The following is a 12407-nucleotide window of genomic DNA, read 5'->3' on the forward strand; positions in this document are numbered from 1 at the left end:
CGTTGTTGGTTTGTGAAACATCAATAGTGTTTCGGCGGCCATAGCGAGAGGGAAACGCCCGGTTACATTCCGAACCCGGAAGCTAAGCCTCTCAGCGCCGATGGTACTGCAGGGGGGACCCTGTGGGAGAGTAGGACACCGCCGGACTTCTTTTCAGTCGAAATGGCCACCCAACGTTGGGTGGCCATTTCGCATTTACGGGCACTTTCGGGTGCGGTACCGCGTCGGCGCGTTCTTCCGTAGGGAAGCACCCACCGACGCATCACCACACCCACCGCGGGATCGATAGGGTCGATGACGTGAGCGGCTTTTCGGGACACCTGCCCGGGAGCCGCGAGTACCGGCGTCTCCTGATCGGTCTCTTCTTCGGCGGTGTCGCCACGTTCGCGCAGCTCTACGCAACGCAGGCCGTGCTTCCCGCGATCGCCGTCGATGTGGCATCGGGGCCGGCGGGCGCCGCCTCGACCGTGTCGGCTTCCACTCTCGGGTTGGCTGCGGCGGTCATCCCGTGGTCGCTGGTGGCCGACCGGATCGGTCGGGTTCCGGCGATGGCGATCGGTGTCATCGCCGCCACGCTGCTCGGCGCCGTCACACCGTTCGCTCACGATCTCAGCTTGCTGCTGGCGCTGCGGCTGCTGGAAGGCGTGGCACTCGGTGCGGTGCCCGCTGTCGCTCTGGCATATCTGAGCGAAGAGGTCTCGCCGCGTTTCGTGGCGGCTGCCGCCGGTTCCTACATCGCCGGCACCACCGTGGGAGGCCTGTCGGGCCGCGTCGCTTCGGGCTTCGTCGCCGAGTTCGCCGGGTGGCGGTGGGGGGTGGCATCCGTGGTGTTCCTCTGCGCGGTGGCCGCGGCCGTGTTCCTGGCGTTGGTGCCCCCGGCGCGGGGTTTCGTGCCCGGGCGCGCGCGAACCGTGAGGGGTCCCACGGTGCGGCGCCGCCTCGCGCTCAACCTGCGCTCACCCGTGCAGCTGGCGCTGTACGCCCAGGCGTTCTTGTTGATGGGCGCTTTCGTCGCGGTCTACAACTACCTGGGATTTCACCTCGCCGAGCCGCCTTTCTCTCTGGCGCCGGCCGTGGTGACCCTGTTGTTCCTCGCGTACCTGGCAGGCACGGTGTCGTCTCCTCGTGCAGGGGCCCTCGCCGTGCGGTATGGGCGTCTGCCGGTGCTTCTGGGGAGCATCGGGGTGATGGCGGTCGGCGTCGTCGCGATGTCTATCCCGTCGGTCGTAGCCGTGATCGCGGGGCTTCTCGCGTTCACCGCGGGCTTCTTCGCGGCGCACGCGGTGGCGTCGGGATGGACGCCGGTGGCGGCAGATCCGCAAGCGCGCGCCCAAGCGTCCTCGCTGTACTACCTGGGCTACTACGGTGGCTCGAGCCTGTTCGGATGGCTGCTCGGGCTGGTGTTCGCGTCGGCGGGGGTGGGTGGTTTTCTCATCACTGGTGCTCGGGATGTGCGTCCTCGCGTTCGGGGTCGCCATGTTGGCTCTGCGCTCGGCTCCTGCTCGCCCTCGATGAGACCTGTCGGCGTATCCATCGATGTTCGGCGGGTCGAGGTCAATGGCCCGGGACGATGTCGGCGGGAGAGACTAGCGTCGTAGATGACGTGAGGGAGGTCGGAGTGGAAGACGCCGATGAGCGCGCTGCGATGGATGACGAGATGGTCGACGCGGGTCAGGGCGAGGGAAGTCCGGGCGACGCGGAAGACGCGATCGAGAACTCGACGGAGATCAGCTACGACGAGCAGCGCTATCCGGCGCGACCGCGTCGACTCCGCCCGCGTGATCAGTTCCGCGGCGGGACGCTACGCCGTTTCCTGACCGATCCTCGCAATGCGAACGGCGGTAACCCGTCATACGTCGAGTGGCTCGTGCGTCAGTCGATGCTGAAAGACGCCGACGTCCTGAGCCGGCAACTCTCTGGCCAGCCGTCCATGTGGCGGAACCCCTATGCGCGCCCTGACGCCCGTCGCGCGATCGAATCCACCGACGTCTGGTTCACGGCCTATCCGATCTCGCTGATCACACGGCCGGGGGAGTCATTCCTGGAGGCACTCGGAGACGAGGCACTGTGGGAGGCCTTCGAGTGGGTGGGGATCAACGGCATCCACACCGGGCCCGTGAAGCGCGCCGGCGGCATCACGGGATGGCAGGAGACCCCGAGCGTCGACGGTCACTTCGACCGGATCAGCACGCAGATCGACCCCGAGTTCGGCGACGAGAACGCCTTCCGTCGCGTCGCGGATGTCGCGGAGTCCCACGGCGGCAGCGTGATCGACGACATCGTCCCCGGTCACACCGGCAAGGGGGCGGACTTCCGCCTCGCCGAGATGGCCTACAAGGACTATCCCGGGATCTACCACATGGTCGAGATCCCGCGCGAGGATTGGGATCTCCTGCCCGAGGTACCCGCGGGTCGCGACTCCGTGAACCTCGACGCCGACACCGAACGAGAGCTGAGCGCACGCGGCTACATCATCGGTGAGCTGCAGCGCGTCATCTTCTACACCCCCGGCGTCAAGGAGACGAACTGGAGCACCACGGCACCGGTCGTCGGTACCGATGGTCTCGAACGGCGCTGGGTGTACCTGCACTACTTCAAAGAGGGGCAGCCGTCCATCAACTGGCTGGACCCGACGTTCGCGGGGATGCGGCTCGTGATCGGAGACGCGCTGCACTCGCTCGGCGACCTCGGCACGAGCGCGCTTCGCCTCGATGCCAACGGTTTCCTCGGGGTCGAGAAGAGCGCGGAGGGTCTGCCGGCGTGGTCGGAGGGCCATCCGCTCTCCCATGCGGCGAACCACATCATCGCCGGTATGGTGCGCAAGGTGGGCGGTTTCACCTTCCAGGAGCTGAACCTGACGATGGAGGACATCCGCGACACCAGTGCGGTCGGCGCCGACCTGTCGTACGACTTCGTGACGCGGCCCGGCTATCACCACGCTCTCGCCACGGCGAACACCGAGTTCCTGCGTCTTGCGCTGACCACGGCCCTCGAGACCGGCGTCGAGCCCGTGCAGCTCGTGCACGGCATGCAGAATCACGACGAGTTGACCTACGAGCTCGTGCACTGGGCGACGACGCACCGCGACACCGTCTACCCCTTCCGCCACGAGGAGCACACCGGCGGCGAGATCGCCGAGATGGTGCGCGCCGAGCTGACCGAGAAGCTCACGGTCGAGGCCGACTACAATCTCGTCTTCACGCAGAACGGGATCGCGTGCACCTCGGCTTCCCTCATCGCCGCCACGCAGGGAAAGGCGACCCTCGACGACATCTCCGACGAGGACATCCCGGCGATCCGCGACGCGCACCTGCTGCTGGCGAAGTACAACTCGTGGCAGCCGGGCGTCTTCGCGTTGTCCGGGTGGGATCTCACCGGTTCGCTCACGCTTCCCGCCGACGATGTGCGGCACCTCATCTCGACGGGCGACACCCGCTGGATCGAGCGCGGAGCGCACGACCTGCTCGATGTGGCGCCCGAGGCGTCGTCGTCGATGTCGGGCGTGCCGCGCGCGCGTTCGCTGTACGGCTCGCTCGGACGGCAGCAGGAGGACCCAGAGTCCTTCCTGTCAGGGCTGAAGGAGATCCTGCGGATCCGCGGCGACCACGGCATCGCCATCGCCTCGCAGGTCGACATCCCACAGGTCGGTCACCCGAGCATGCTCGTGATGGTTCACCGTCTCGACGGGGGCGATCGGCGAGACCAGGCGGCCCCGCTGCAGATCACGGTGCTGAACTTCTCGGGCGAGACGATCGAGGGCACCGTACGCTCCGAGTGGCTCGTTCCCCAGAGCACGGCGATCGACGCGGCGACGGGTGAAGCCGTCGGCCGCGTGGACGAGCTGCAGAGCTTCTCGCTCGAGCTCGGTCCCTACGCCGGTCTGTTCCTCGTGCTGGAGCCTCCGGTCATCGAGGACTGAAGCGATGTCGGGGGTCGGGCATAGCGTGAGGGCATGTCCACCCCCGACTGCCTCGTGCCGGAGTGTCGCGAGCCGTCCGAGCCTCTTGCGCCGGTGAGCCTGTGCGCGTGGCACCTGGCCGTCAGCGCAGACTGGGCGACTTCGACCGAGGGGGTGACCGATGTTCTGCCGTCGCCCTGTCGGCTCTGCGGGTCGCGCCTGGGCGTGCGATGGCCGAGCGGATGGCTGTGCGCGGTGTGCGAGTGGCGGCATGGGGAAGCCGTCGACGACGAACTCCCACCCCCACGAGTGGACGTGGTCTACTACCTGAGGTTCGAGGACCGCATCAAGATCGGCACCACCGCGAGCCCCCGTCAACGGCTCTCGGCGATCTGGCACGACGAGCTTCTCGCTTTCGAGCCGGGGGACCGTTCGCTGGAGCGCCGCCGCCATGCCCTCTTCGCCGAGGAGCGCTTCGGCAGGACCGAGTGGTTCCGCCGGAGCCCGGCACTCGATGCGCACGTGACCGGGCTGGCCGCGGGCGTCGACGACCCGTGGGCCCTCTACGCCCGCTGGACAAGCGCGGCGATCGCACGGAGCGGATGAGGGGTCCCGGGGGTTCGGACTCTCTCGATGGTGCCGTCTCGGCTGCCGCTCCGGACAGCTCACCGGAACGCCGTGCATGCAGCGCGCAAGACCCAGGAGCTTCTGAGCGCCGGGCCGTAGGGTTCGGGGACACGACTCGAGAGGCGACACCATGGGACTGTTCGACCGACTGTTCGGCTCTGGCGACGAAACGTCGCGGCGCACCCCCGAGGTTCCGGCGCCGCACGTTCCGGTGAGCGGATCCCGCGAGGCGGGCGGCCGGTACGCACCTCCGCCGGCGCAGGCTGCGGCGCCGGGGCCCGCGGCATCCGGATCCGAAGACGACCGTCAGACCATCGAGCGCTACCGGTACCTCTTGCGCACGGCTCCGCCCGAGACCGTCGAGCAGGTGCACGCCGAGGCTTTCGGCCGCTTGACCCAGGGGCAGCGTCAGCAGGTTCTCGCCGAATTGTCGTCGGGGCTGGCTCCCGCGGAGCGTCCCGCGAGTGACGACCCCGCCACCCTGGCCCGTGCGGCCACGCGCGCCGAATACTCGCAGCCCGGCTTCATGGAGCGCACTTTCGGGGGACGGGGGTTCTCGAACGGCCCGGGATTCGGCTCCATGCTCGGGGCGTCGATGCTCGGAACCATCGGCGGATACGTCGTCGGCTCGGCTCTCGTCGGGGCGATGTTCGATCCGGGGTACGACGCGGGCTACGCCGACGGTGCGGCGGCGGATGCGCAGCCCGACCCCGCGATGTCCGATCCCGGAGGCGCCGACCCGGGGGCGATGGACGCCGGCGGAGGCGATCTCGGTGGGGATTTCGGGGGCGATTTCGGCTTCTGACCCCGTGGGTCGGGGCGTAAACACTCGCTGAACGGCGTGCCGCGGTGCTCTGACGGTGCCCGACGTGAGCGAAACGCTATCGTCGAGGCCATGGCGCCCCCGACCTCGAGCGAGCGCTACGGTCTGCGCCGCAGCATCATGGCGAGTCAGACGTTGCTCGCTGCGGCGACCCTCCTGGGTGTGGTCGTGTCGATCGCGGTCGGGCAGGTCGTCCACGCGTCGCTGTTCTTCGCGGGCACCGCCCTCGTCTTCGCGGGGGCGATCGCGGCCGTCCTGGTTCCGTGGCAGGGGATGCCGAGGTGGGTGGTCGGGCTGCTCCCCATCGTCGACGTCGTGGCGATCGCTGCGATGCGCGAGAGCGCTCCGATGTCGGGTCTCGGCCTGCTGTGGACCTTCCCCGCGATCTGGATCGGGACGGTGTTCGGCCTTCGCGGGATCATCGCCGTCTCGCTGACGGTTTCGGTCGTCATGGTCCATCAGCTCGTGACGGATGACCTGCAGCGGTTCTCGTCGTCGACGTTGGTCCTGCCGTTCACGGTCACGGCGCTCGCATCGATGGCCGCTCTCACCGCGCGCCGCGGTCGCGCTCAACGCGTCCTGCTCGAGAAGCAATCGGCTGAGCTGCGTCGCGCTCTCGATCGCGCCCGGCGCCAGGAAGACCTGGTGACTGAAGTCCTGGATGCCGTCGACTTCGGCGTGACGCGCATCACTCCCTCGGGGGAGTTCTCGGTCACCAACACCGCCCACGGGCTCCTGCTGAACAGCACCGACGCCTTCGGACGCGAGATCGCCGTGTTCGCCGCCGACGGCTCCACGGCGATCGCCCCCGATGCCGCGCCGCTGGCCCGCGCGCGATCGGGCGAGGCCTTCGAGGCGGAGGTGGTCTGGTACGGCTCACCCGGTGAGGACCGCCGTGCCCTCAGCGTCACCTCGCGACGTCTGCCCGAGAGCGATAGCGGGGAGGTCGGTGGGGTGGTGGTGTCTCGGGACGTCACCGTGGAGGAGCAGGCGCGCCGCGCGCGCGAGGACCTCGTGGCGAGTGTCTCGCACGAGTTGCGCACGCCGCTGACCTCGATCATCGGTTACCTCGAGCTCGCTCTCGACGACGAGACCCTCGACCTCGGCACGCGTGACCGATTGGAGGTCGCCGAGCGCAACGCCTCGCGGTTGCTCGAGCTCGTCGCAGACATCCTCGCGGTGTCGTCCACCTCACGCGAGGGCTTCGGCGTCGAACTCGACCTCCGCCCCACCGACGTCTCCGCCATCGTCCGCTCGGCGATCGAGTCGATCGCTCCGCGGGCGCATGACCAAGGCATCCGGATCGAGACGGGCACGCTCCCGCCCGCGCAGGCTCTGGTGGACGGACGTCGCGTTCGCCAGGTCATCGACAATCTGATGTCGAATGCCGTCAAGTACAACCCGCGCGGGGGTTCGGTCCTCGTGTCGGTCGACGACGATCCGCACTCGGTGACGGTGACGATCTCCGACGACGGGCCGGGGATCAGCGCGAGCGAGCAGGGGCGCTTGTTCGAGCGCTTCTTCCGGGGCGATGCCGTACGCAAATCCTCGACCCACGGCAGCGGCCTGGGGCTGGCCATCAGCCGTGACCTCGTCCGCGCCCACGGGGGCGAGATCACCGTGAATACGGCGGCGGGTGAAGGTGCGACCTTCATCGTCCGGCTACCCCGCCAACCGAGGGAGACCCCGTGAACTTCGACGTCCTCACCCTGCAGGCGGCGGCGACGCTGGTCATTGTCGCCTCGACGGTGATGTACCTGCTCGACACGCTCATGCTCAAGGACGGGCTGCCCGGGCGTCTGTGGGCGAGCGCCTACCTGTCCGGCACGTTCTCGGCGACGTGCTACCTGGCGTGGCTGCTCCTGCCCGACGTGTACTTCGCGGTCGCGGTGGGCAACGGCGCGTTCGTCGCGGCGACGGGTTTCATCTGGCTGGGCTGCGTCGCCTTCAACGGGCGACCTGTGCGCCGCCCGGCGCTCTTTCTCAGCGCGACGGTGATCGTCGTGGTCGTCTCGGCTCTCGTCGCGGGTCCCGAAGGCGGCTCGTGGGCGGGGGCAGTGCCCTTCTTTTTGGGCAATGCCGTGTTCGCGGCCACCGGAGCGATCGAGACGCGACGCGCGGCCATCGGCCGGCGATGGAGTTCCTCGGGCCTGACCGCGGTGCTCGCGATCGAAACGGTGTGGTTCCTCGCGCGTGTCGTGGTGTTCCTGTGGCTCGGACCCGACAGTGATCTGTTCCGCAACGTCTTCGATACGCGCGTCTCGGCGTTCCTCACGATCTCGCTTCTGATCGCGGCGGTCGTGGTGACCTCGGTGCTCCGGGCGAATGAGTCGGCCCTTCGCGGAACGGCGGAGACACGACGACTCGCGGTCGATACCAACGGCGTGCTGTTTCGCGAATCCTTCGAGGCCACTCTCGCCATCGTCTGCACTCGCGCACAGGCCGCCGGCGAGGGGGTGTGCGTGATCGGCATCCGCATCGACGATCTCAAGCGCGTCGCGGTGGCCTTCGGCCCCGACGACGCCGAACGCCTGGCTCTCGAGGTGCGCGCCGCAGTGCGGCGGCATGCGCCGACGATGGCGTTGGTGGGGGAGACGGATGCCGCCGGCCTCGCGGTCGCGTTCACGACGACGCCGACGACAGATGTCCGTCGCGCCGCTCGCGTCTTGCACGAACGGGTTGTCGCGGATCTCGCGCGACTGGGCGCAGCCGTCGTACCGGTGGTAGGCGTCGGAGTGGCATTGGCCGCAGATCACGGCTACCGTGCGCAAGCGCTCACGAGCCGCGCCGACGAGGCCGCCGCCCGTGCCGCGGCGACGGGGGAGCAGGCGTTCGGTCTCGCGTGAGAGCGGGACTCAGCCCCGTGCCGACTGGGCGAGCTCGGCAACTCGCTGACGGAGTTCGCGGGGACGGAACGGCTTGGTGAGGTAATCGTCGGCACCGGCCTCGCGCCCCGCCCGCTGTTCGTCCTCGTCCGCTCTCGCGCTCACCATGAGGATGCGGGTGTCGCTGAAGGTACGGATGCGGCGAGCGGTCTCGAAGCCGTCTATGCCCGGCATGCTCACGTCGAGCGTCGTCACGATCGGGTCGTGTCGGCGGACGAGTTCGATACCGTCGAGGCCCGTGGCTGCCGCGTGGACGACGTATCCGGCGCTCTCGAGCACCGCCGTCACGAGGAGGCGGATGTCGAGGTCGTCCTCTATCACCACCGTGGTGTGCAATGCGGTCATGGCGGAGCTTTCGTCGGGCCGATTCGGGCGAGCGGCCTGGGGGGATTTTAGACGACGGGGCGGCGGCACGCCTCCCCGGTGGAAGGACGTGCGGATGTGGCATCCTCGTCGAGTGCCTCTTCTCGCGTTGACGGGCGGGATCGCCTCCGGCAAGTCCACCATCGCCGCCCTTCTCGCCGACCGTGGAGCCGTCGTCGTCGACGCGGACGCCATCGTGCGGGAAGTGCAGGCTCCCGGATCCGCCGTGCTCGAGGAGATCGCGGGGGAGTTCGGTGCGGGGGTGCTGCGCCCGGACGGCTCTCTCGATCGGCCCGCGCTCGGGTCTCTCGTGTTCGGGCACCCCGATCGGCTCGCGCGTTTGAACGCTCTGGTGCACCCGGCGGTGCGGATCGAGTCGGAGCGCCGGTTCGCCGAAGCCCGCGCCGCCGACCCGGCCGCGGTGATCGTGTACGACGTGCCGCTGCTCGCCGAGGCCCGCGGCGCCGACTCCTGGGACCTCGTCGTGGTGGCGCACTGCCCCGCGGAGCTTCGCGTGCGACGTCTCGTCGAGAGCCGCGGCCTCACCGACGCCGAGGCGCGTGCCCGCATCGGCTCGCAGGCGAGCGAGGAGGATCGGCTCGCGCTGGCCGACGTCGTCATCGACACGTCGATGGACCTGGATGCCACCCGTCGGCAGGTCGACGAGCTCTGGGAACGCTGGAACCGAGGGGCCTGACCGGCGCACAGAGGTCGAGCGCTCGCGCACGGCGAACGCAACCCGCCCCCGATGTCGGAGGCCCCGCCTACGCTGGAAGCATGCAGGCCACGCGCTCCGTCCGCCCCTTCGAGGTCATCAGCGAGTACACCCCCTCCGGTGATCAGCCACAGGCGATCGCCGAGCTCGCGGGGCGCATCAACGCGGGTGAGACCGACGTCGTGCTGCTGGGTGCGACCGGTACCGGAAAATCGGCGACGACAGCTTGGCTCGTCGAACAGGTGCAGCGGCCGACGCTGGTGCTGGCGCACAACAAGACGCTCGCGGCGCAACTGGCGAACGAGTTCCGCGAACTCATGCCGAACAATGCCGTCGAGTACTTCGTCTCGTACTACGACTACTACCAGCCCGAGGCGTACGTCCCGCAGACGGACACCTTCATCGAGAAGGACAGCTCGATCAACGCGGAGGTCGAGCGCCTGCGCCACTCGACGACGAACTCGTTGCTCTCGCGCCGAGATGTCGTGGTGGTCTCGACGGTCTCGTGCATCTACGGCCTCGGTGCGCCCGAGGAGTACCTGCGCGCCATGGTCGCCCTGCAGGTGGGTGAGCGCTACGACCGTGACGCCCTCATCCGCAAGTTCATCTCGATGCAGTACAACCGCAACGACGTCGATTTCTCGCGCGGCAACTTCCGCGTGCGCGGTGACACGATCGAGATCATCCCGGTGTACGAGGAGTACGCGATCCGCATCGAGATGTTCGGCGACGAGATCGAGGCGTTGTACCTCCTGCACCCGCTGACCGGGGACGTGATCGAGAAGATGGACTCCGTGCCGATCTTCCCCGCGTCGCACTACGTCGCGGGAACCGAGACGGTGCAACGCGCGATCGGCACGATCGAGCATGAACTGGAGGAGCGCCTCAAAGAGTTCGAGTCCCAGGGCAAGCTCCTCGAGGCGCAGCGTCTGAGGATGCGCACGACCTTCGACCTCGAGATGCTCCAGCAGCTCGGTTTCTGCTCGGGTATCGAGAACTACTCGCGTCACATGGACGGTCGCATGCCGGGGGATCCGCCGCACACGCTCCTCGACTTCTTCCCCGATGATTTCCTGCTCGTCATCGACGAGTCGCACGTGACCGTGCCGCAGATCGGCGCGATGTACGAGGGCGACGCATCCCGTAAGCGCACCCTGGTGGAGCATGGATTCCGCCTGCCGAGCGCGATGGACAACCGCCCGCTCCGCTGGGACGAGTTCAAGGAGCGCGTCGGTCAGACGGTGTACCTGTCGGCGACGCCCGGCCGCTACGAGATGGGCATCGCCGACGGGGTGGTGGAGCAGATCATCCGCCCGACCGGTCTCGTCGATCCCGAGATCATCGTGAAGCCCTCGAAGGGGCAGATCGACGACTTGCTCGAAGAGATCCGTCTGCGTGTGGAGCGCGATGAGCGCGTACTGGTGACGACGCTCACGAAGAAGATGGCCGAGGAGCTCACCGACTTCCTCGGAGAGCACGGGGTGCGCGTGCGCTACCTGCACTCCGACGTCGATACGCTTCGCCGCGTCGAGCTGTTGACCGAGTTGCGCGCCGGTGTCTACGACGTCCTCGTGGGTATCAATCTCCTTCGCGAGGGTCTCGACCTTCCCGAGGTGTCGCTGGTAGCGATCCTCGACGCCGACAAAGAGGGCTTCCTCCGCAGCGGCACGTCGCTCATCCAGACGATCGGTCGCGCGGCCCGAAACGTCTCGGGTCAGGTGCACATGTACGCCGACAAGATGACCGACTCGATGAGCAAGGCGATCGAAGAGACCGAGCGCCGTCGCGAGAAGCAGATCGCCTACAACACCGAGCACGGGATCGACCCGCAGCCGCTGCGCAAGAAGATCGCCGACATCACCGAGGTGCTCAACCGAGAGGCGTCCGACACCAAGAACCTGCTGTCGCGCAACGACAAGTCCGGGAAGGGGAAATCGCCGACCCCGTCCCTACGGCGCACCGGCATCGCGGCGGAGGGCGCGGATCAGCTCGAGTCCACGATCGCGGATCTCACCCAGCAGATGCTCGCGGCCGCAGCCGAGCTGAAATTCGAGCTCGCCGGACGCCTACGTGACGAGGTTCAGGACATGAAGAAAGAGCTGCGCGCCATGGAGCGCGCCGGTCACGCCTGAGCCCGCAGGTTCTGACACGCGGAACTCGTCGTGCGCCGGCGCGTCACGCTCGTCACTCTGGGCGTCGGAGGCGTCGGCGACACCGGGCGCGCGATCGCCCTCCGTGCGCGCTCGGATGGAATGCTCATGCGGCTTCGATCGCCGGGGAGGTGGCGTCCTTCGTCGCCGGCGTAATGGTGGGCGCGCCGTCCGTGCGTCACGGGCAGTGCAGCAACGGCTTCGGCCCCGAGCGGTCGACGGAATGCTCCGTCATCGCGTGCCCGCACAGCGGACAGGGGCGTCCCGTCCGGACGGGCTCCGGAGTGGTCTCGTAGGGGCCGACGGACGCGGGACCGGCGACGCGGATGAGACGCGTGTTGAGGTACTGGTACCAACCGCCGGCCTCGCGGACACGCTCGCGCAGGGGCGGTCGGTCGGCATCCTTTTGTGTCATGATCATTAGTGTACTAACTAATTGGGAGGAGGGCGCGTGGACGACCCGCTCAAGCTTGAGAACCAGGTCTGTTTTGCCCTGGTCACGGCGGCCCGCAACGTCGTGTCGATCTACCGACCCGTGCTGGAGCCGCTCGGTCTGACGCACCCGCAGTACCTGGTGATGCTGGCGCTGTGGGATCAGGCGCCTCGCTCGCTCGGCGCCCTGGCCGCGGAACTCGCGATGGAGCCTGCCACCCTGTCGCCGCTGGTCAAGCGCCTCGAGGCGCAGGGGAGGGTCGCTCGCGCGCGCCGCAGCGACGACGAGCGCGTGCTCGACATCGACCTCACCGACGAAGGTCGAGCGCTGCGGGCTGCAGCCCTCGAGGTGCCGGGCAAGATCATGGCGCGGGTCGGCGTCGACGCGGACGCTCTCGCAGCGCTTCGCGACGGGCTCGCTCCTTTCGCCGGGCCGTCGAAGGGCTGAGCCGCACGGCGGGCCTGCGGCGCGACGCGTGCCGCACTCTCGCACATCCGTGCGCCCGGGGCGAAC

The 12407-nt window shown here is 68.4% G+C and carries 11 protein-coding genes and 1 rRNA gene; 10 read left to right on the forward strand and 2 right to left on the reverse strand.

Annotated features, from left to right (window positions below):
- The first annotated feature begins 30 nt into the window (after window positions 1–30).
- The 7 genes from rrf to QE416_RS11800 all read left to right on the forward strand — a co-directional run bounded on the left by rrf (window position 31) and on the right by QE416_RS11800 (window position 8194).
- A 5S ribosomal RNA gene (gene rrf, locus QE416_RS11770) occupies window positions 31–147 on the forward strand.
- A 152-nt stretch (window positions 148–299) separates the two neighbouring features.
- Window positions 300–1598 (forward strand): MFS transporter, encoded by a 1299-nt coding sequence (locus QE416_RS11775; protein ID WP_307316424.1) that lies wholly within the window; start codon window positions 300–302, stop codon window positions 1596–1598.
- A gap of 47 nt (window positions 1599–1645) precedes the next feature.
- Entirely contained in the window at window positions 1646–3919 is a 2274-nt protein-coding gene (gene treS / locus QE416_RS11780) for a maltose alpha-D-glucosyltransferase (RefSeq protein WP_373458882.1), read from the forward strand.
- A 33-nt stretch (window positions 3920–3952) separates the two neighbouring features.
- Window positions 3953–4504, forward strand: coding sequence for a GIY-YIG nuclease family protein (locus tag QE416_RS11785; protein ID WP_307316426.1), 552 nt, complete (start codon window positions 3953–3955; stop codon window positions 4502–4504).
- Window positions 4505–4655: 151 nt separating this feature from the next.
- The gene (locus QE416_RS11790) at window positions 4656–5330 is read left to right on the forward strand and encodes a hypothetical protein (protein ID WP_307316427.1); all 675 of its coding nucleotides are present in this window, start codon (window positions 4656–4658) and stop codon (window positions 5328–5330) included.
- Window positions 5331–5420: 90 nt separating this feature from the next.
- Complete coding sequence (locus tag QE416_RS11795; protein ID WP_307316430.1) at window positions 5421–7040, forward strand: cell wall metabolism sensor histidine kinase WalK; 1620 nt, start codon at window positions 5421–5423, stop codon at window positions 7038–7040.
- Window positions 7037–8194: a diguanylate cyclase domain-containing protein gene (locus tag QE416_RS11800; protein WP_307316433.1), complete on the forward strand. Its 1158-nt coding sequence runs from the start codon at window positions 7037–7039 to the stop codon at window positions 8192–8194. The genes QE416_RS11795 and QE416_RS11800 overlap by 4 nt, the downstream gene beginning before the upstream one ends.
- A 9-nt stretch (window positions 8195–8203) precedes the next feature.
- Here the strand turns inward: QE416_RS11800 and QE416_RS11805 are convergent, their stop codons facing one another.
- Window positions 8204–8578 carry a response regulator transcription factor gene (locus QE416_RS11805; protein ID WP_210076674.1) on the reverse strand — a complete coding sequence of 125 codons (375 nt, stop codon included), beginning with the start codon at window positions 8576–8578 and terminating at the stop codon, window positions 8204–8206.
- Window positions 8579–8690: 112 nt separating this feature from the next.
- Between QE416_RS11805 and coaE the strand changes: the two genes are divergently transcribed.
- Window positions 8691–9293 carry a dephospho-CoA kinase gene (gene coaE / locus QE416_RS11810; protein ID WP_307316438.1) on the forward strand — a complete coding sequence of 201 codons (603 nt, stop codon included), beginning with the start codon at window positions 8691–8693 and terminating at the stop codon, window positions 9291–9293.
- Window positions 9294–9373: 80 nt separating this feature from the next.
- Window positions 9374–11443 carry an excinuclease ABC subunit UvrB gene (uvrB, locus tag QE416_RS11815; RefSeq protein WP_210076672.1) on the forward strand — a complete coding sequence of 690 codons (2070 nt, stop codon included), beginning with the start codon at window positions 9374–9376 and terminating at the stop codon, window positions 11441–11443.
- 196 nt (window positions 11444–11639) lie between these two features.
- On the opposite strand, the gene QE416_RS11820 is transcribed toward uvrB, so the two are convergent.
- Entirely contained in the window at window positions 11640–11882 is a 243-nt protein-coding gene (locus tag QE416_RS11820; protein WP_210076670.1) for a hypothetical protein, read from the reverse strand.
- Window positions 11883–11912: 30 nt separating this feature from the next.
- Here QE416_RS11820 and QE416_RS11825 point away from each other — a divergent pair, with 30 nt between their 5' ends.
- Window positions 11913–12341, forward strand: a complete 429-nt coding sequence (locus QE416_RS11825) for a MarR family winged helix-turn-helix transcriptional regulator (protein ID WP_307316443.1) — start codon at window positions 11913–11915, stop codon at window positions 12339–12341.
- Window positions 12342–12407: the final 66 nt, after the last annotated feature.

The sequence above is a fragment of the Microbacterium sp. SORGH_AS_0421 genome, assembly GCF_030818635.1.
In the GTDB taxonomy this organism is placed as follows: domain Bacteria; phylum Actinomycetota; class Actinomycetes; order Actinomycetales; family Microbacteriaceae; genus Microbacterium.